We start from the raw sequence: 18,986 nt of genomic DNA, 5'->3' as shown, positions 1-18,986 counted from the left end.
AATCAGGGCGTCCACCGGTACAGCCACTGTTCGGAAATAGGGCCTGAATCCGTTTCCAGCACCGCATTCAGGTCAGCAACCTTGGCATCTCCGGGGATAAACTCAAACGTGGTGCGGATTCCGTTGATAGCCGGATTAGGCTCGACAACCACATTCTGGATTGTGCCCGCCGATGTTTTGGGCGTGACGTGGAAATGCGTGTCCTTTGGCAGATGCTCAAAGGGAGTACCCATAAAGTCTATGGCAAAGAAACGGGCATCGTTATTATCCACCACCGAGCCCACGCGGGTCGCGCCTATACGGGCCAGCGGTGTGGGGAAGGGGGCATCCCACCCCCAGTACATGCGGTAGGTAAAGTGGTATTCCTGCCCTGCGCGCAAGGGCTCCTTGGGCCGCCAGAAGGAGACGATGTTATCGTTCACTTCGTTCGGGGTGGGGATTTCCACCAGATCAACCCAGCCTGCTCCCCAGTCCCCGATCGGTTCGATCCACAGGGAAGGGCGTTTTTCGTAATGCAGGGCAAGGTCTTCGTAATCATGGAAGGCGCGCCGACGCTGCATCAGCCCGAACCCACGGGGGGACACATCCGAGAACGTGGAAAACTGGAGGTCCAGCGGGTTACGCAGCGGGCGGTAAAGCTGCTGGTCCGCCCCGGTCCACATTTGCAGGGCTTCGCTGTCATGCGCTGCGGGGCGCCAGTCATCAACATGGTTATGGTCGTTGACGTCAAAATAGAACATGCCGGTCAGGGGTGCGATACCGGACTGCTCGATCTTGGCGCGCGGGAACAGGGTTGTCTGCACGTCAAACACCGTGCTGTCGCCCGGGCGGATGGTAAAGCGGAAGGCCCCTGTTACCGTCGGGCTGTCCAGCAGGGCATGCACAACAATGGACTGTACGCCCGGCTGCGGCTTTTCCAGCCAGAATGCGCGGAACAGTGCGAATTCTTCCCCTTTTGGATCCCCCGTGCCATTGGCGAATCCACGGGCGGAAAGCCCATAATCCTGCCCCTTGGCCACAGCCCGGAAGTAGGACGCCCCCAGAAATACGCAGAACTCCTCCATAACACCGGGGGTGTTAATGGCGGTACGCAGGCGGACACCGGCAAAACCCAGATCATCTGTAACCCGCAAGGCGGGGTCGGAATACGTGAACAGGTCAGGGGAGTAGGGCACAGTGGCCGCCTGCCCGTCCCGGACCTCGTAAATTTCTATACGGGGGCGGTAGAGAAAACCACGGGGGAAAAACTCCACGTCGAATGCCAGATTATCCCCCGCCCACAAGGCGCGGTCGGGCCGGTAGGCAATACTCCGATACTGGTCAAACGTCAGATTATCCAACGCCTTGGGCAGGTTTTGCCCCGGTGGATGGTATTCCGCGTTGGCCAGCCTGCGGGCAATCTGGATTACGGTGCTATCATCAAACTTGCCTGTGGCGCCACTCAGCCCCTCCGCCCGCGCCTTGCGGGCGACTCCGCCAACGAGCGACGCCAAAGTCACGCCCGCCCCGGCCCGAATGACCCCTCGTCGCTGTACGTTTGATGACACTGTAATCTCCCGCTATGATCAATAAGTCTCTGGCGCGATTGTACCTACGCCATACATTTTGTCACTCAGATAAGGTTTTTTGGAGGCATTCAGCCACAGGTGCGAGCAGGGCTTCCATCTGGCTGATACCAGATTGGGCAGCCTGCGTCGCGTCGCATTCGATCTGGCGATAAAGCGCCAGAACGGTTTTGCCTGTTTCGGTCAGGAATGCGCCACCACCCCCACCGGGCCGGGTCATGACCAGCGGCTCCACAAAAAGCTGATTCAGGTTATCCACCAGAAGCCACGTACGCCGGTAAGACATGCCCATGGCGCGCCCTGCCGCGGAAATGGAGCCGGTTTCGGCCAACTGTTCCAGCAGGCGGACCTTGCCATGCCCCAGAGCGGCGCGTCCATCGGCATCAACCCGCAATGTCAGTCTCAGTCGCCCTGTCATGATCTCTGCTTTTCAGTCATAAGTGGCTCCGTGCAACACCACGCATAAAGAGCGGAACCTTGGTATGAACACTTCGCGCGCAGATACCATCTGGCGTTTGATGACGCCAGATGATCTTGCCCACGTTACAGCACTGGCCGCCAGTGTGCACCCTGACTACCCCGAAGAGACAGATATTTTTGCCGAACGCCTGCGCCTTGCGCCCACAGGCTGCCTGAGCCTGATACTGGATGGGACGGTTGGAGGATACCTGATCAGCCACCCATGGCGGGGATTGCTTTCCCCCCCGCTGAACACCCTGCTCGGCACCCTGCCGGCTCCGGCGGACCGCTGGTATATTCATGATGTGGCCGTAGCCCCGGCCGGGCGCGGCAGGGGCTACGCACAAATGGCCATTGCCCAAGCCGAAGATGCCGCGCGCAAGGCGGGCCTGAGCACACTGACCCTGACATCCACCCGCCATGCCCTTCAGTTCTGGGCGCGGCAGGGATTTGTGCCAGATGTGACCTGCGCGGAAGAACAGGCCATTCTGGCATCATACGACCCACAGGCCTGCCTGCTCTCCCGCCGTATCGGGTAGTTAGTCTTCGCCCTCGGCATCATGCTCGGGGGCGACCATCATGGCTTCGGCTACAACACCTGCGTGTTCACGCACCTTGCGCTCGATATCCGCCGCCATTTCCGGGTGATCCCGCAGGAACTGCTTGGCGTTCTCACGCCCCTGACCAATACGCTGGCTGTCGTAGGAGAACCATGCGCCGGATTTTTCCACCACACCGGCCTTTACACCAAGGTCGATAAGTTCCCCCACCTTGCTGATGCCTTCACCGTACATGATGTCAAACTCGACCTGACGGAAGGGAGGGGCCATCTTGTTCTTGACGACCTTGACGCGCGTCTGGTTACCCGTAACCTCGTCCTTGTCCTTGATCGAGCCGATGCGGCGGATATCCAGACGGACAGAGGAATAGAACTTGAGCGCATTCCCGCCCGTTGTGGTTTCGGGGTTGCCGAACATCACACCGATTTTAAGGCGGATCTGGTTCAAAAAGATCATCAGTGTATTGGAGCGTGCGACTGTGCCGGTCAGCTTGCGCAGGGCCTGGCTCATCAGGCGGGCATGCAGGCCCACATGGCTGTCCCCCATATCGCCTTCAAGCTCGGCTCGGGGCACAAGGGCAGCCACACTGTCCACCACCAGCACGTCAATCGCCCCTGACCGCACCAGGGTATCGGCAATTTCGAGCGCCTGTTCACCCGCATCGGGCTGGCTGATCAGCAGGTTATCAATATCCACGCCCAGCTTTTTGGCATAGCCGGGGTCCAGCGCATGTTCGGCATCAATAAATGCGCAGGTGCCGCCCCGTTTTTGCGCCTCTGCAATGGCGTGCAGGGCCAGTGTGGTTTTACCCGAGCTTTCCGGCCCGTAGATTTCCACCACACGGCCACGGGGCAGACCGCCAATGCCCAGAGCAATATCCAGCCCGAGCGAGCCGGTGGAGATGACATCCGACTGTTCCTTGGGCCGCTGGCCCAGCCGCATGACGGACCCTTTGCCAAAAGCCCGCTCAATCTGCCCAAGAGCGCCTTCCAGCGCCTTTGCCTTATCCATTCTCTACCATTCCCTCAGCTTATGAGCCGAATACCCAGACCGGGCCCCCGCGTGGCCCCGAGCCTGAAACCTGTTGGTTCGGGTTTAAAACCCCTGCCACAAACATTTTTGCTCCGCAACGCATCACCACGAAGGCCCGGAGCCCGACACAAACCCCGTTAAGAATTTGGACCTGTTTTGTTCCAATATAGAACAAAAGAAAAACATGGCAAGGGTGACGGACTGTTCCAGCACGCCACCCCCCGGATTTTTACAACGCCAGACCTAGTGGGCGACAGGAGTGCTCCCCACCGCAAGACCCGCCCCTCTGGGGTCCGTCCAGCCAAAGCACCGGCCAGCCCCACCAGAAAGTCCACCAGGGCAGGACACAAAGTTGGCCCGCCCGTTGCCATTGGTCACCTGCGGGCGCACGCCTGCAACCGCTGCCTGCAAGGCAATGGCCGCTGTATCAGCCGCCACATTCTGCCCCGAGGCCGCAGCAGCCGCGCGGAAATCCGTACCCTGATGCACAATGCCCGCCGCCAGCAGGGGAAGCGGCCTTTGTGCGGGAGACGCCCCCAGCACAATGCCGGTCGAACCTGCAATACGCCCCGTGCCGAACAGATTATTCATGCTCAGCGCGCAGGCCACGGTCTGGCCCTGACGGTCGGTCACGACAAAGGATGTGGAGGCTGGCAACGCAGGCAGCGCCCCGCCAGAAGAGAGGCTGCCAGAATTCAGCAGGGCCTGCGCATCGGCCACCATGGTCGCACTGCCCTTGCCGCTCTGGCGCGCACGCCACGCCGCTACAGCACGCTCCCCGCCACGGCCACCGGCCATATAGGCCGCCGCCATACCAACCCCGCCATCGGCCGGAGGAGGCAGGAAGCTGATATCAAGCCCGCGGGCATGCACCGTAAGCGGGGGCTCCGCCACGGGAACATCCCCTCGCAGGTCGGCAGAGGACAGGCCACCACCCGCAGCCTGTGTACCTTCGATAAACGTCTGGGCCAGAGCGCCTGTGTACAGGTCGCCCACTCCGGCAATACGCATCCGTTCGAGCGCACCCGCCAGACGGCTCTGCACCAGTATGTCATCCGCTGCCAGAACGTGCCCGCTGTCATTGCCAAAAACGGCGCGCGCCTTGTCGTCCGCCAAAAGCGAGGACTGGACAGCGGCCAGATCCGCCGCAAGCAGCCCCCCGACAGGCACCCCGTGAGAGGCCAGATTCCGCGCAGGCACAATAAGGTCTGCAAAATCCACGCTGCCATAACGCATCTGCATCAGGAACAGCCCACGAGCAAGCAGGGGCACGGATGCGGGCCGGTCTGCCTGTGCACTGGTCTGGGTGGCGCCATGAGGCACAAAAACAAACGCCTGCCCCGCAGGTTCACCCGGACGCCATGCAAGGCAGGCCCCGCCCCCACCAAGGGAGGCGCGTGATGGCAGGGAAACCGAAAGCGCAAGCCCCAGTGCCGCGGCCGCGTCCGCCGCATTGCCACCCTTGGCCAGAATGTCCCGCGCGACCAGAGCCGCGCGTGGTTCATCCGCCGCCACAGCCCCCACAAACCCGCTGACAACAGGCTGGTTCACATGGTTATCCGCCCCCCCACAGGCCGCCAGTGTGCTGGTCAGGGCAAGAGCAAGCGCTGCCGCGCGGGCACGACCGGACAAGCCGGTGCGGGACAGGACAGAACGGTGTTTGTTGAATCGGGCAGCCACGCCTAGCGCTCTCCACTTCTGGGCCCGTCCGGCGGGCAGACGTTTGGTAATTTAGTCTCATAGCTGGATTACCCTGCTTTGGGGCTATCAGCAACACAACTTGCGTGGCACCTTTCCTGTAGAACACTCTGTGTATTCCCGTGCCCCAGATGGGCGTGCACCGTAGCGTCCGGTTTTACGGATAAGGACACCATGCAAAAACTGACCTCATCTTTCTATCGTCTGGCAGCCTCAGGCGCTCTGGCAACCCTGCTGGCACTTGGCGGTCAGGCCGCGGCGCAGGCCGCAGTCGATGGCAGCTTTACCCCTGCCCAGCGGGCCGAGATTGTCTTGATCGTACGCAACGCGCTCAAAACCGACCCCTCAATCCTGACCGATGCCGTAGCGGCCATGCAGAGCAAGGCATCGGAGCAGAAGACGACCTCCGCACTGGACGTCGTCCGCCACAACAGGGCACAGTTTGGCAACAGCACGAGCGACATCGTTCTGGGCAACCCCCACGGCAGGCTGAGCATTGTCGAGTTTTATGACCCGCGCTGCCCCTACTGCCGCAAGGTACTGCCAGACCTGGACGCACTGGTAGCCGCTGAACCGGACCTGAAGCTGGTGGAAAAGGTCATTCCCGTACTGGGGCCGAACAGTGTGCTGGATTCTCAGGCCATTATGGCCGCAGGTTTGCAGAACGCTTACAAACCGTTCCAGCAGGCTCTTATGGCTGACACCTCCGCACCCGGCATGGAGCGTATCCGCCATGCAGCAGCACTGGCGGGGCTGGATGCGGACCGGCTGGTCAAGGACATGAAAAGCCCCGCCGTAGCCACGGCTCTGGCGCAGAACGTCGCCCTTGCCCGCTCGATTGATCTGGAGGGCACGCCAACCTTTATTATTGGCGAACAGCTGATTATTCCCGGAGCTGTCTCTCTGGATGACCTGAAGACTGCGGTTGAAAAGCTGAAGCAGGCGCACTGACCGCCACAGGCACACCATCCGGGCATACCCGCGCCCCGGATGGTGCATCTGCCTTTTTATGATGCAGACTCTTTATCAAATTTTCATATTAATTTTATAATTTCCTCTCTTTTTGATACCTGACCGACATGGCAGAATTTTCGGCTTCCCCCGTAACATCTCACGGTAGCAGCCTGCAAAGCGACATAAAACTGTCACTTTACCCTTCGCAAAAACTGGCATTACGGTAAAAAACCCTTTTATTTTAACAAAAAATAGACAAATGACCCTGCAGCAAACATTCGACCAGCACAGCATGGGTTCCCTCGCGCAAGACGGATTCAGACTCTGTCCGACTGAATCCGGAAGTGCTGTCATGGATATTTTCAGAAACTATCCTGACACCCACCATATTTGCATTATCAATGCCAGGAATATTCCCGTTGGCGTTGTGGAAAGGCAAAGATTCCTTTCCCTCATGTCCAGCCCGTTTTCATACGCCCTGTACCATAAACGCCCGGTTACACTGCTCATGGACGACCGTCCGCTCATGGTGGAGGCCAGAACACCCATTCTGGATTTTACAAAAAAGATTCTGAACAACAAAATATCTGATATTAACAAGTCTTTTATCATCACACATGACCAGTGCTATGTTGGCACGGCCACTCCGTTTGACCTTATGCGGGTGTCCTACCTCCACAGTAACCGCATTTCAGATACGCTCCAGACCAGAACCATAACGCTGCATGAAACACTGCATAAAATCCAGACAGCAACCCATTCGATCAGCGCGGAATCCCGCAGCCTGAGGGATGAGTCCGAAAACCTTTCGGAGCGCAACAGAACGCAAAACCAGCATTTGCGGGAATCTGACAAACGCATAAAATCGACCATGGAAAAAACCAAAAACCAGAATATAAAAATGGAGGAATCCAGAAATTACATTCAGCATGCATCCACAAACATACGGGAATCCTGTGTAAAAATTAACGACACCATAGACAAATTCGAAAAAATATCGGAAGCATCGGAAGATATTGGGAAAATTCTCAATATCATGAAAAATATTTCGTCCCAGATCAATATTCTGGGGATTAACGCGACCATAGAAGCCTCCAAGGTAGGCAGCCACGGTGCCGGATTTTCTGTTGTTGCACAGGAAATACGGAATCTTTCACGCATGACTTCGGAATCCCTACTCCGCACAAAAACGCTGATCTCCTATTTGCAGGATGCCATAAACACCTGCTCGGGCTCCATGCGCGATAACTCCCAGACATTATCGGGAATTATTCACCATGTTGATAAAATAAAATGTTCTTTTCAGGAGTTTGAAGAAACCGCATTGGCGCAGAAAGAAGAGATCCTTCAACTGCATCAGATCATGCAGGAACTCAATGTTTCCACCGCCCAAAATAACGAAACCGTCCAGAATACCAATGCAATCTGCGACAATCTGTTCCTCAATGTTTCAGAACTGGCGCAAATAACAAACAACATGCACAGCCTGCCAACACATTATAGCCTGCAATAAAAAACCCTCCATTGGCATGGAGGGTTTTCAAGCAGCCTATCAGACCAGAAACAGGCTGGTTCTGTATCAGGCCACATTCTCGATTTTTTGCGCAACAGGCTGGGGAATAATGCCTTCCTCGCGCAAAAGATGCGCAAGGGCACGCACCATATCGTCCATCATCTCATCCGTATGGAATGGTCCGGGCGTCAGGCGCAGGCGCTCGGTACCTTCGGGCACGGTCGGGTAGTTGATCGGCGTTGCATAATGGCCAAACTCCACCAGAAGGCGGCGGCATATCCGCTTGCAGCGCTCGGCATCCCCAATGGGAATGGGCACAATATGGCTTGGGGTCATGGTAAAGGGCACACCGGCAGCCCGCAGGCGCTGACGCATGGTATGCACACGCTCGAACAGGGCTTCACGCCGCCAGTTTTCCGCCCGCACCTTGCGCACGCTGGTCAGCGCCGCACCCACCACGGAGGGCGGCAGAGATGTGGTGAAAATAAACCCCGATGCCGTTGAGCGCAGAAAATCCACAATCTCGGCCGAAGCGGTAATGTATCCCCCATGCACGCCAAAGCCCTTGGCCAGCGTGCCCTCAATAATGTCCACCTGATCGGCCACACCATCACGCTGTGAGACGCCACCCCCTTCCTGCCCGTACAGCCCTACGGCATGCACTTCATCCAGATAGGTCAGGGCATTGTATTTTCTGGCCAGAGCACAGATTGCGCCAATGTCGGACATGTCTCCATCCATGGAGTACACGCTCTCAAACGCAATCAGCTTGGGGGCGTCGGCCGGGGCCGCGGCCAGCTTGGCTTCGAGGTCCTGCAGGTCGTTATGTTCAAAAATAACGGTCTGGGAGCCGCGCGCACCCTTGATGCCCGCAATCATGGAGGCATGGTTCAGCCGGTCGGAAAAACAGATCCAGCCGGGCATCGATGTCAGGATTGTCTGCAGGCTGGCCTGATTGGACACATAGCCTGAAATAAAGAGCAGCCCGGCTTCCTTGCCATGCAGGGCGGCCAGTTCGGCTTCCAGCTGGTTGTGCAGCGGGCTGGTGCCTGCAATGTTACGCGTGCCCCCTGCTCCTGCACCATGCTCGCGGATGGCGGCAATAGCGGCATCCTGCACTTCTGGCACAACGCCCATGCCCAGATAGTCGTTTGTGGACCAGACGATAACCTCACGCCCTTCGGGCATGTTGGCCACATATTCCTCATACAGGGGAAAGCGTTCTGCCTGACGCGCCAGTGGCGTAAAGGTTCTGTAACGCCCCTGCTGCTTGATCCGCCCCAGCGCTTCCTCACAGTGTTCGTAAAATGGATGCCGGGCGTTCTTGATCGCTCCCACGCTTGCTTTCTCCTCGCTTCTCGTCAGAAACGGTCGGGGCATGGGCTTACCCATCGGCCGTCTGGCCTTGTGTCTTCGTACTGTTATGTTTCGGCACGGTCGTCTATCGCACATACACCCGTACGGTGGGCTTCGTCACCGACGAATCCGGCATAGCGGACATTTCCACCTGTGTTTCGGGCGCACCTGCGTCAACCAGTTCCTGCATAATGGCATGTCCATCATGCTGGACGAGGTTCTGCAGCGCAGTCTGTTCCGCCTCCTGCCCTGCCTGTGGTGGCACCAGACAGCTTACAACAAAGAGCACTTCCTTTTTACGCGCAAGTGCCCTGTGCGCAATCTGGTCCACCGGAGCCTTCCATTCCACCTGTGGCGTGCCTGCCACCAGTTCGATCAGGGGCGGCACGGGTGGAGGACCGGGAGGATGAGGGGGAATATACGGCTTGGGCTCAACGCTGGCGGAAGGGTCAAACGTTCTCTGGTCCAGCGGCTTGCACCCGACCATGCCCGCCAGCAGGCAGACCGAGAGCGCCACCCCGACAGCGCGCCCCCCTTTTGCGGCATGAAAAACAGACAGCATGACCGGACCACTCTCCACTTGAAACAAGATAGCGCGCCAGACGCACGTATTTTGCAAGGTATCCGCCTCTTCTTTCGCCCTCCCGCGCGCCCGGCGCAAGCCCTTACGCCTGTAACCCGGCTGCAAAAACACCTATTCGGCCCCGAAACTGCCTCTTGCAGATACCGTTTGCTCTCTGGTTAACTGCCCAGCGGCGCCGGGCTGGTTGCACGGGGCACTTCTTGCACTGCATTCCCTTGGGCAGAACACAGGGCTGATGGTCGGCACATCTTCCACAAACCACACCGCCTCGCACGCCTCCCACACGCAGGACGCCCTTGTGCTGCGCATGGACAAGGCAGCCCGCGCCCTTCTGGCCGCCACCAGCACGGAAGAAGATACCCGGGCCGAACTCCAGACCATGTGCCTGCCCATAACAGCGCTGTGGTGCCGCATCCTCCGTTTTGACCCCGCAATGCCTACATGGCCCGACAGGGACCGGTGCGTGGTGCCTTCTTCGGCCATGCTGCCCCTGCTGGCCGCCATGCTGCGCCTGACAGGCTCCGGCGCGCAGGAGATGGGGACAACACTGGAATACGGCCAGCACCCGGCCGTGGAAGTGGCCACAGGCCCGGCAGGGCAGGGCATGGCCGCAGCAGCGGGCATGGCTCTGGCCGAACAGCATCTGGCCAAGCGCTATGGCCGCTCTCTGGTAAACCACCGCACATGGGTCCTGGCGCGTGACAGTGATCTGGTTACAGGTGTTGCGCTGGAAGCCGCGCAACTGGCCAGCCGCTTTGGCCTGAACCGGATGGCCGTACTTGTCTGCCCTTCCCCCCTGACCGACCCGACTGATTTTTCGGACTCACTGGCCCGCTTTGGGGCATCGGGGTGGAGTGTGCGTAAAGTGCGCGCCCATGACCTTGGCGGCATTATGGCGGCACTTCAGGCCACGCTGCGGGCCAGAAAACCCACCCTTGTCGCCTGCATGCCTGAATGCTGCCCCACCCTGCCCGACCTGCCCGCAGAGGAGGAACTGACCGGCCCATGGAGCCCCACCGCCCGGCGTGGCGGCTCCATCCGCCGCTCCTGGCTGCGCAGGCTGGCCCAGCACCGTGCCCGCGCGGATTTTGAGCGTGACCAGTCCGGCAAGGCCCGTCAGACCATGCGCGAAGACTGGGGGCGGCTCTGGCGGCAGACCCTGCGCGAAGCCCCAGACGGTTCCTCCCAGCAGGCGGCTTTTGCCGGGCTGCGCGCACTGGCGATGCTGCGGCAGGATGTGGCCATTCTGGCCGCAACTTCGAGCACCAGAAGCTCGCGCCGCGCCAACCTGCCCATTCCCTTCAGCAATACCGCGCAGCCTTGCGGCATACAGGAACATGGCATGGCGGGTATGCTCAACGGCATGGCCCGCCACGGGGGTATTCTGCCCTGCGGCGTAGCCGGGATGATGACCATCGACCGCATGCGCTCGGCCTTGCGCATGACGGCACTCATGCGCAGCAAGGTGCTTTACCTGCTGACCGATGACGGGCTGGCTCTGAGCGATAACGGCGGCGGCTGGCAACCTGTGGAACAACTGGCCAGCCTGCGCGCCATGCCGCATCTGGCCGTTTTCCGCCCCGCCTGCGCGGAGGAAACCTTTGCCTGCTGGCAGGCCGCCCTGAACTGGCCGCAGGGCCCGGCCCTGCTGATCCTGTGCCCGCACCCCCCACCGGCACGCGCGGGTCGGCGGACCGGGCATTATGGCGGCCCCTCCCATGGCGGCTACCTTATAAGCTGTGGTGCGGGGGAGCGGCACGTCACGCTCATGGCATCAGGCCCCGAGGTTGCCATTGCCACGCAGGCAGGGCAGCATCTGGCCGAGCTGGGGTTGAACGTGGCTGTTGTTTCCATCCCCTGCTGGGAGGTTTTTGCACAGCAGCCAGCCGCCTACCGCACGGCCGTGCTGGGGCAGGAGGGTTTGCGTGTGGGAATAGAAGCCGCAAGCAGCTTTGGCTGGGAACGCTGGCTGGGAGCAGATGGAATTTTCGTTGGCATGGATGATTTTGGCGTATCCGCCCCTGCCAACGCGGTGTATGAACGCTTTGGCATTACAGCTGGAGCGATCTGCGAGAAAGTGCTTGCGCGTTTTCTTGCATCTGGAGCGCAAAAGGACTCGTCCCCTACCGCCCCACCCCCGTCCCGGCTGGAAACCCTGGACATGTCACTAACGATAACAAGATCATAAAAAGTACGGAGACACATCCCATGGCAGTCAAAATCGCCATCAATGGCTTTGGTCGTATCGGTCGCCTTGTGCTGCGCGGCATTATTGAAAGCGGACGCACCGACGTCGTGCCCGTAGCCATTAACGATCTGGGCAGCGTTGAAGATAATGCCCACCTCCTGAGCTATGACAGCGTGCACGGCCGCCTGCCTGCGGACGTTCGGGTGGAAAACGGCAAGCTGGTCATTTCCGCCAATGGCCGCACATGGGACCCGATTACCGTTTCCGCCGAGCGTGACCCTTCCAAGGTGCCGTTTGCAGGCGTGGATGTGGCCATGGAATGTACCGGGCTGTTCACCACCAAGGAAAAAGCAGGCCTGCTGCTGGCTGCTGGCGCACGCAAAGTTATTGTCTCCGCCCCGGCAACGGATGTGGATGCAACCATCGTCTTCGGCGTGAATGAAGATGTGCTGACATCGGATATGACCGTCATCTCCAATGCCTCCTGCACCACCAACTGTCTGGCTCCCATTGCCAAGGTGATGGAAGACGCCTTTGGCATCGAACGCGGCTACATGGTGACCATCCACTCCTACACCGGCGACCAGCGCACGGTGGACACGCTGCACAAGGACCTGCGCCGCGCCCGTGCCGCAGGCATGAACATGATCCCCACCTCCACGGGGGCAGCCCGCGCCGTGGGTCTGGTTCTGCCGCAGCTCAAGGGCAAGCTCGATGGCACGGCCATCCGTGTGCCTACGGCCAATGTCTCTGTTGTCTCGCTCGACTTCGTGCCCAAAAAGGCTCCCGGCAGCGTGGAAGAGGTCAACAACGCCATCAAGGCCGTTGTGGACTCCGGTAAAATGAAGAACGCACTGGCCTATAACGAAGCCCCGCTGGTCAGCTCCGACTTCAACCACGCCATTGCCTCCTCCACCTTTGATGCCACGCAGACCGCTCTGGTCGATGGCGGCAAGCTGGTGCGCGTGTGCTCCTGGTATGACAACGAGTGGGGCTTCTCCAACCGTATGTCCGATACGGCAGCCCTGTTTGGATCGCTCTGATGGCTACCAATCTCCCCTTTGCCACGCTGGATACGCTGGACCCCAAGGGCAGGCGCATCCTGCTCCGCGTGGATCTGAACGTCCCCATGAAGGACGGACAGGTTTCCGATCAGACCCGCATTGAACGGGTCGTTCCCACCATTCGGGAACTGGCGGAAAAAGGCGGACGGGTTATTCTGCTCAGCCATTTTGACCGGCCCAAAGGCCAGGTTGTGCCCGCCATGTCGCTCAAACCCATTGCCACGGCACTGGCCACGGCACTGGGCCGCCCGGTCAGTTTTGCCCATGACTGCATTGGGCCTGAAACAGAAGCCGCAACCCGCGCCATGAATGACGGGGACGTTCTGCTGCTGGAAAACACCCGCTTCCAGCCCGGTGAAGAACGTAATGACGCGGAACTTTCCGCAGCACTCGCCAATCTGGGCGATGTGTATGTGAACGATGCGTTCTCCGCCGCACACCGCGCCCATGCCTCCACGGCCGGGGTTGCCACCCATCTGCCGTCCTTTGGTGGCCGACTGATGGAAGCGGAACTGCAGGCCCTGTACGCCGCGCTGGAAAACCCCGAGCGCCCCGTAGGGGCCATTGTGGGTGGAGCCAAGATTTCCACCAAGCTCCAACTGCTCGAAAACCTGCTGGACAAGGTGGATATGCTGGCTATTGGCGGTGCCATGGCCAACACGTTTCTGGCAGCTCAGGGCCTGAGTGTTGGCAAATCGCTCAAGGAAGAGGACATGCTGGACACGGCCCGCCTGATTATGGCGCAGGCCAAGGCCAAGAACTGCGACCTGATCCTGCCGGTTGACATGGTCATCTCCGAAGACTTCATGGCAGGCGCTCCCACCAGCACCGTGCCATCCAACGCCATTCCCGATGGCTGGATGGCGCTGGATGTGGGGCCGGAAACGGTCAAGCTGCTCAACAGCAAGCTGGCAGGGCTTAAAACACTGGTCTGGAACGGCCCGCTAGGCGTGTTTGAACTGCCTCCGTTTGATGAGGGCACAAACGCCGTAGCGCAGGAAGCAGGCCGACTGACCAAGGCAGGCCAGCTGAAAACCGTTGCCGGTGGGGGGGATACCGTATCCGCCCTGCGCCATGCGGGTGTGCTGCATGACATGACCTATGTCTCGACCGCTGGTGGCGCTTTTCTGGAATGGCTTGAAGGCAAGGTTCTGCCGGGCCTGACCGCGATCAGCACCACGCTGGAAAAAACCCTGCCGATCTAACCGCGCAGGGTCTGCCAGATCCTCTCCGGGCCATCCTGCGGACATGAGCCGCAGGGTGCTTCCTGCCCCGGCAGGGAAGGCCCGCAGGTAGCATAGAGGCAGGTCATACCAAGACCAGACCATATCAGGCGCCTGTAGCTTACTTTGTAACCCGCAAGCGCCTGACTTCCTTTTAAAACCCCATACACACCCTAATGCGGCAAAGCTTCACCAGCATTGCTGTGCGTCTGGCCAAACAGCGGCATGTTTTTAGCCAGAAAAACCGAACCCTCGGCTGTAAAATGGTCCGCGTCGAATAAAACCGGCACGTTCTCATTGACCGTTGTCAGGCACACAGTGCCGGGGCAGAGAATGTTGTAAACAGATACATATTCAATGCCTGTTCCCTTCATGCGGGCAGCAAGAATCTGGTCCCGTTTTTTCCGGTCCTGCAGAATGTGGTTGAAAATCAGGTCCCTCCTGTTTTTCACCATTGCCCGCACAAGCAGCAACGGCAGGGGCTGGTCGTATTCCGGGCTTGGGCCAAGCACAATAACGCGGTCCGTATAATTCCTGAGCATCTGGGCAGTATTAACAATGTTATTAAAGTCCCGCTCCAGCCAGTTTGCTGAAAGAATAATGCCATCCAGATGGTGCGACGGCACAAAATCTTCAAAAATATAATGCAGGAGTGCACCACACTGGCCACCATTTTTGCCCAGAACAGGCTCGCAGCTTGGCGCTGTTGCCTGCAGGAAGTGGATGTCGGGGTAACTCTGCTGCAACCCGTACCAGCGATCTGCCGCGTGGCTATCCCCCAGAACCAGATAGTTCGGCTGACCGGCCTGTACATCCAGACAATGCGCGGCTTTATATGCCTCAATATCTTCGGTCTTCCGGTCAATAAAGCATGTGCCAGTCCGCATTGTGGTCGGCTTGTATGCCATATAGGACATAACCTTCTGCTCAGCAGAACTGTAATGCCATAATGTTGCATTAAGCCTGCTGCTGGCAAAAGCCAGAAGCACCGTGAACACCATAACGCCCCCCATGACACCGAATGTGCTTTTGGCGGATAAGCGGAATGGCCTTGTGCGGAACGGCTGCTCAATAAACCGCCATGACAGAACAGAGACCCCAAAAGCAGCCCCCAGCAGTAACGGAACTGTCCACAAACCGGGCCTGTCATACATGGAAAAAAAGACCCATATCGGCCAGTGCCACAGGTATAAAGAATAGGAAACAAGGCCAATAAACCGCAACGGCCTGTAGGAAAGGGCTGCGGCAACAACCGTGCGCTGCTGGCTACCAGAATACAGGACTAAAGCCGCCCCCAGACAAGGCCCCAAAGCCCCCGGCCCGGGGAAGAGCGACTTGTTGTTAAGCGCGAACAGACTGGCCAGAATGAAAACAAGGCCAACAGCACCAGCGCTTTCCAGCACGGGCTTTGTTACCCGGCTTCTGGCCAGAACGGCTGGCTGCGTGGCAAGCATGACAACAGACCCCAGCAGAAACTCCCACGCCCTGTACTGCGGCAGGTAGAATGTTGCTGGCTTGTCGTAAAAAATCTCGACAAAACAGGCAGAAAAACTTAATGCCAGAAGAGAAAAAATTGTGAATTTTAACGGTATTTTAAATACTTTTTTTGAAAAATAGATCAAAAAAGGAATAACTATATAAAACTGCTCCTCCACAGAGAGTGACCACGTATGCAAAAGGGGGTTAGCCTGCACCGAGGAATCAAAATAGCTACTCTGGCTATAGAAAAAAATGTTCGACGCAAAGAATATGGACCACAGGATTCCACGGCTTGTATTATAAACCTCCGGTGGCGTCTGCGTGAATGTAGACACACCAAAGCAGACCACCAGAACCGAAAACAGCGCAGGCAATATTCTGCGAATTCTACGGTTATAGAAATCAAGAATATCAAACTGGCCCTGCTCTACCGCATCGTTGATGTGCCGGGTAATCAAAAAACCGGAAATAACAAAAAAAACATCAACCCCGGCAAACCCGCCGTTAAAGGGGTGCTTAAGTCCATAATGGAAGAAAACAACAGGAAGAATTGCAAGCGCGCGCAGGCCGTCAATATCACTTCTGTAACGCATCATACAGCGGTCATATACCCCACCCATACGTAAAGAAGGGGATGTGGCGTCTGTTTTCTGCACCCTACCTCTCCTTACAATAAAAATGAAAACCCGGTTTTGCAGGATGCCAGCATGACGCGGAGCACCATCCCCTTCTAATCCGAGCCATCTGGCAGGTTAATCGGAACAGAACGGGGGCGGCCATATGTTTGCATGAGCAGCACGCCCGCCATAACCACCGCCCCACCCACCAGTGTTGTAAGGGCGGGCACTTCATGCGTCATAACATAAGCCAGAATCAGCGTTGTTGGGGCCACCAGAAACAAAAAGCCGGAGGAGCGCGCAACACCTACCGCCCCCACAACATGCGCCCATGCCGCATACCCCAAAACAGCGGGAAAAACACCCAGCAGAATGACCAGAAACCACGGCCAGCCCCCTTGCCCCTGCAAGGCCGTAATGCCTGCGGGCAACCATGGGGCCAGCACAACGGCACCAATCAGCAATATCCATGCCGTGGACGCCAGTGCGCCATAGCGCGCCACAAGCGGCCTTTGCAGCAGAAGGTACAGGGCCGTGCAAAACGCAGCCGCCAGCACATTGGTTGCCCCCGAGCCAAAGGTAAAACCACCCGGCAGGCCACTGCCAATCAGCACAATTCCGCTAAAACTTATAACGGAACCCACCCACCCCCATAGCGGAAGGGATTCCCCCAGAAACACCACAGCCACAAAGGCGGACATAAACGGCGCAAAATTAACCAGAAGGCTTGTTGCCCCGGCAGAAACACTCTGCTCGCCCGTGTTGAAGAGAATATTATACAGGGCAATACCCACAGCCCCGCACAGCAAAAAACGCGGGACGTCACGCAGTTGGGGACACACCGGCCGCCGCACACACAACCACCCGGCCACAATAACGGCGGCTACGGCGTACCGTAATGCGGCAAGTGGTATGGGAGGCACGTAAACAAGCACCATCCGCACAAGCGGGTATGCGCTTGCCCAGGACAAAATAGCCGCACACACCGCCAGAAACGGCACCTTGCGCGTTGCGTATCCTCCATGTGTCATGCACGGCTCTTTTTTTAAATGATGCAGGGCTACTCCCTGCGCAAAACCTGATCGGTCAGGAACGCGGCAATCCGGCCCGCAACAAAATCCTGTTTAAGGGCGGCTTCATCATACTCGGTGTTCAGCCATTCCATGAACGGGATGCGCCCCTCCGCCTGCGCCTGATAACGCAGGAAAAACGCATCCAGAATCCCCGTGCGAGAACCACGGAAATGCCCAAACCGCCACGAAAGCTCGCGCAGGGCCTGTGCCGCACTCCCGCCTTCAAACATCACCACCAGAGCGGAGGCCAGCCCGGCCCGGTCTGCCCCGGACTTGCAATGCATCAGCATGGGGAACTGCAATGTGCTGTACAACTGTGCAAAGCGCAGAATACGCTCCTTGTGCGGAGCGCCCCTGCTCTCAAACGCCATATCCAGATGAGTCAGGCCAATCTGTGCAGCAGCACTGCGGGAAAGGGCGTCCGAGCCACACTGCCTGTGCCCGCGCAGGTTGACCAGCGTGCGCAGGCCCAGCCTGCTGACGGCCCGCCGCAAACGGGCAGGGGTGGGGTGGTTACAGCGGTACACCTTGCCCGGAATAACAGCATGAAAATTGGTCCAGACCAGACGGAGGATAGCATGATCAACAAACAGGCTATCCGTCCATGCTCTGGCACGGCCGGTCTGGGAAGAAAGATGGCCGTTAAACACAAAACCCCCTCATGTCTCATGCAGCAGCATGCTGGCTTTCCATGTTCCACCTCCGGCCCCACACGTCAATAATCCCCCGCCATCCCGTGCAGGCATCCTGAACAGAAAAACCCCGGCAGGGGGTAACTCCTGCCGGGGCTTCACTCATTCCTGCCAGACCAGGCCGGGCAGGCCAAACCTGTAGGATCAGATCTTGCGTTCGATCTGCAATTCCTTGATCCGGCCAATGGCCTTGGCCGGGTTCAGCCCCTTGGGGCAGGTCTGGGTGCAGTTCATAATCGTACGGCAGGCGTAGAGCTTGAACGTATCGTCCAGTGAATCAAGGCGCTCACCGGTATGTTCGTCACGGCTGTCTGCAATCCAGCGATATGCGGCAAGCAGCACGGCCGGGCCGAGATACTTGTCCCCATTCCACCAGTAGGACGGGCAGGACGTGGTGCAGCAGAAGCACAGAATGCATTCCCACATGCCGTCCAGCTTGGCGCGCTCCTCAATGCTCTGGCGGCGTTCGCCATCCGGCGGAGGGGCGCTGTCTGCCTGCATCCAGGGCTGGATGGAACGCAACTGCGCATAAGCCCCATCCAGATTGGACACCAGATCCTTGACAATGGGCATATGGGGCAGCGGGTAAATCCGCACATCGCCCTCAATGCTTTTGATCGGCTTAAGGCATGCCAGTGTGTTTTCGCCATCAATGTTCATGGCGCAGGACCCACAGATCCCTTCCCGGCAGGAACGCCGGAATGTCAGCGTGGGGTCCACTTCATTCTTGATGTGGATAATGGCGTCAAGCACCATGGGCCCAAAGGTATCCAGATCAAGCTCGTAAGAGTCTATGACCGGGTTTTTACCATCATCAGGAGACCAGCGGTACACCTTGAAGGTTTTGACATTTTTTGCGCCAGCCGGAGCGGGAAAGGTTTTGCCTTTCCCAACGGTGCTGTTACGCGGCAGTCTGAGTTCGACCATGTT

16 protein-coding genes are annotated in these 18,986 nt (G+C 58.4%); 6 read left to right on the top strand and 10 right to left on the bottom strand.

Annotated features, from left to right (window positions below; translation table 11 throughout):
- Positions 1 to 2 precede the first annotated feature (2 nt).
- Both AB2L51_RS07610 and AB2L51_RS07605 read right to left on the bottom strand, forming a co-directional pair.
- On the bottom strand, positions 3 to 1,547 hold the full coding sequence (locus tag AB2L51_RS07610) for an OpgD/OpgG family glucan biosynthesis protein (protein WP_395582007.1): 1,545 nt from the start codon (positions 1,545 to 1,547) through the stop codon (positions 3 to 5).
- A gap of 61 nt (positions 1,548 to 1,608) precedes the next feature.
- Positions 1,609 to 1,983 (bottom strand): winged helix-turn-helix domain-containing protein, encoded by a 375-nt coding sequence (locus tag AB2L51_RS07605; RefSeq protein ID WP_395582008.1) that lies wholly within the window; start codon positions 1,981 to 1,983, stop codon positions 1,609 to 1,611.
- Between the two features lie 64 nt (positions 1,984 to 2,047).
- Here AB2L51_RS07605 and AB2L51_RS07600 point away from each other — a divergent pair, with 64 nt between their 5' ends.
- On the top strand, positions 2,048 to 2,563 hold the full coding sequence (locus tag AB2L51_RS07600) for a GNAT family N-acetyltransferase (protein WP_395582009.1): 516 nt from the start codon (positions 2,048 to 2,050) through the stop codon (positions 2,561 to 2,563).
- Here the strand turns inward: AB2L51_RS07600 and recA are convergent, their stop codons facing one another.
- The gene (recA, locus tag AB2L51_RS07595; RefSeq protein WP_166115395.1) at positions 2,564 to 3,595 is read right to left on the bottom strand and encodes a recombinase RecA; all 1,032 of its coding nucleotides are present in this window, start codon (positions 3,593 to 3,595) and stop codon (positions 2,564 to 2,566) included.
- A gap of 264 nt (positions 3,596 to 3,859) precedes the next feature.
- The gene (locus AB2L51_RS07590) at positions 3,860 to 5,296 is read right to left on the bottom strand and encodes a gamma-glutamyltransferase (RefSeq protein WP_395582010.1); all 1,437 of its coding nucleotides are present in this window, start codon (positions 5,294 to 5,296) and stop codon (positions 3,860 to 3,862) included.
- A gap of 192 nt (positions 5,297 to 5,488) precedes the next feature.
- Here AB2L51_RS07590 and AB2L51_RS07585 point away from each other — a divergent pair, with 192 nt between their 5' ends.
- Both AB2L51_RS07585 and AB2L51_RS07580 read left to right on the top strand, forming a co-directional pair.
- On the top strand, positions 5,489 to 6,265 hold the full coding sequence (locus AB2L51_RS07585; RefSeq protein ID WP_395582011.1) for a DsbA family protein: 777 nt from the start codon (positions 5,489 to 5,491) through the stop codon (positions 6,263 to 6,265).
- Positions 6,266 to 6,620: 355 nt separating this feature from the next.
- Positions 6,621 to 7,781 (top strand): methyl-accepting chemotaxis protein, encoded by a 1,161-nt coding sequence (locus AB2L51_RS07580; protein WP_395582012.1) that lies wholly within the window; start codon positions 6,621 to 6,623, stop codon positions 7,779 to 7,781.
- Between the two features lie 66 nt (positions 7,782 to 7,847).
- Here the strand turns inward: AB2L51_RS07580 and hemA are convergent, their stop codons facing one another.
- Positions 7,848 to 9,161, bottom strand: a complete 1,314-nt coding sequence (gene hemA / locus AB2L51_RS07575; protein WP_395582013.1) for a 5-aminolevulinate synthase — start codon at positions 9,159 to 9,161, stop codon at positions 7,848 to 7,850.
- A gap of 61 nt (positions 9,162 to 9,222) precedes the next feature.
- On the bottom strand, positions 9,223 to 9,699 hold the full coding sequence (locus tag AB2L51_RS07570) for a hypothetical protein (RefSeq protein WP_395582014.1): 477 nt from the start codon (positions 9,697 to 9,699) through the stop codon (positions 9,223 to 9,225).
- A gap of 256 nt (positions 9,700 to 9,955) precedes the next feature.
- Here AB2L51_RS07570 and AB2L51_RS07565 point away from each other — a divergent pair, with 256 nt between their 5' ends.
- Genes AB2L51_RS07565 through AB2L51_RS07555 form a run of 3 tightly spaced genes read left to right on the top strand, consistent with a single transcriptional unit; the run spans position 9,956 to position 14,177 of the window.
- Positions 9,956 to 11,908: a transketolase-like TK C-terminal-containing protein gene (locus AB2L51_RS07565; RefSeq protein ID WP_395582015.1), complete on the top strand. Its 1,953-nt coding sequence runs from the start codon at positions 9,956 to 9,958 to the stop codon at positions 11,906 to 11,908.
- Positions 11,909 to 11,928: 20 nt separating this feature from the next.
- Positions 11,929 to 12,951: a type I glyceraldehyde-3-phosphate dehydrogenase gene (gene gap, locus AB2L51_RS07560; RefSeq protein ID WP_395582016.1), complete on the top strand. Its 1,023-nt coding sequence runs from the start codon at positions 11,929 to 11,931 to the stop codon at positions 12,949 to 12,951.
- Entirely contained in the window at positions 12,951 to 14,177 is a 1,227-nt protein-coding gene (locus tag AB2L51_RS07555) for a phosphoglycerate kinase (RefSeq protein WP_395582017.1), read from the top strand. The genes gap and AB2L51_RS07555 overlap by 1 nt, the downstream gene beginning before the upstream one ends.
- A 191-nt stretch (positions 14,178 to 14,368) precedes the next feature.
- Here AB2L51_RS07555 and AB2L51_RS07550 read toward each other — a convergent pair whose 3' ends face one another.
- The 4 genes from AB2L51_RS07550 to AB2L51_RS07535 form a co-directional block, all read right to left on the bottom strand.
- The gene (locus AB2L51_RS07550) at positions 14,369 to 16,270 is read right to left on the bottom strand and encodes an acyltransferase family protein (RefSeq protein WP_395582018.1); all 1,902 of its coding nucleotides are present in this window, start codon (positions 16,268 to 16,270) and stop codon (positions 14,369 to 14,371) included.
- A 134-nt stretch (positions 16,271 to 16,404) separates the two neighbouring features.
- Positions 16,405 to 17,322, bottom strand: coding sequence for a DMT family transporter (locus AB2L51_RS07545; protein WP_395582019.1), 918 nt, complete (start codon positions 17,320 to 17,322; stop codon positions 16,405 to 16,407).
- A gap of 29 nt (positions 17,323 to 17,351) precedes the next feature.
- Positions 17,352 to 18,014: a tyrosine-protein phosphatase gene (locus tag AB2L51_RS07540; protein WP_395582020.1), complete on the bottom strand. Its 663-nt coding sequence runs from the start codon at positions 18,012 to 18,014 to the stop codon at positions 17,352 to 17,354.
- 186 nt (positions 18,015 to 18,200) lie between these two features.
- On the bottom strand, positions 18,201 to 18,983 hold the full coding sequence (locus AB2L51_RS07535; RefSeq protein WP_166115366.1) for a succinate dehydrogenase iron-sulfur subunit: 783 nt from the start codon (positions 18,981 to 18,983) through the stop codon (positions 18,201 to 18,203).
- Between the last annotated feature and the right edge of the window lie 3 nt (positions 18,984 to 18,986).

This window comes from Acetobacter fabarum, from assembly GCF_040702925.2.
In the GTDB taxonomy this organism is placed as follows: Bacteria; Pseudomonadota; Alphaproteobacteria; order Acetobacterales; family Acetobacteraceae; genus Acetobacter; species Acetobacter fabarum_B.
This window is presented reverse-complemented; position numbering and strand designations above follow the sequence as displayed.

What these genes read in the sequence shown, in the direction of transcription:
- AB2L51_RS07570 (WP_395582014.1), bottom strand. Translation starts at nt 9,699, where the DNA reads ATGCTGTCTGTTTTTCATGCCGCAAAAGGGGGGCGCGCTGTCGGGGTG.
- AB2L51_RS07585 (WP_395582011.1), top strand. Translation starts at nt 5,489, where the DNA reads ATGCAAAAACTGACCTCATCTTTCTATCGTCTGGCAGCCTCAGGCGCT.
- AB2L51_RS07545 (WP_395582019.1), bottom strand. Translation starts at nt 17,322, where the DNA reads ATGACACATGGAGGATACGCAACGCGCAAGGTGCCGTTTCTGGCGGTG.
- AB2L51_RS07580 (WP_395582012.1), top strand. Translation starts at nt 6,621, where the DNA reads ATGGATATTTTCAGAAACTATCCTGACACCCACCATATTTGCATTATC.
- AB2L51_RS07605 (WP_395582008.1), bottom strand. Translation starts at nt 1,983, where the DNA reads ATGACAGGGCGACTGAGACTGACATTGCGGGTTGATGCCGATGGACGC.
- AB2L51_RS07555 (WP_395582017.1), top strand. Translation starts at nt 12,951, where the DNA reads ATGGCTACCAATCTCCCCTTTGCCACGCTGGATACGCTGGACCCCAAG.
- recA (WP_166115395.1), bottom strand. Translation starts at nt 3,595, where the DNA reads ATGGATAAGGCAAAGGCGCTGGAAGGCGCTCTTGGGCAGATTGAGCGG.
- AB2L51_RS07550 (WP_395582018.1), bottom strand. Translation starts at nt 16,270, where the DNA reads ATGATGCGTTACAGAAGTGATATTGACGGCCTGCGCGCGCTTGCAATT.
- AB2L51_RS07565 (WP_395582015.1), top strand. Translation starts at nt 9,956, where the DNA reads ATGGTCGGCACATCTTCCACAAACCACACCGCCTCGCACGCCTCCCAC.
- gap (WP_395582016.1), top strand. Translation starts at nt 11,929, where the DNA reads ATGGCAGTCAAAATCGCCATCAATGGCTTTGGTCGTATCGGTCGCCTT.
- AB2L51_RS07535 (WP_166115366.1), bottom strand. Translation starts at nt 18,983, where the DNA reads ATGGTCGAACTCAGACTGCCGCGTAACAGCACCGTTGGGAAAGGCAAA.
- hemA (WP_395582013.1), bottom strand. Translation starts at nt 9,161, where the DNA reads ATGCCCCGACCGTTTCTGACGAGAAGCGAGGAGAAAGCAAGCGTGGGA.
- AB2L51_RS07600 (WP_395582009.1), top strand. Translation starts at nt 2,048, where the DNA reads ATGAACACTTCGCGCGCAGATACCATCTGGCGTTTGATGACGCCAGAT.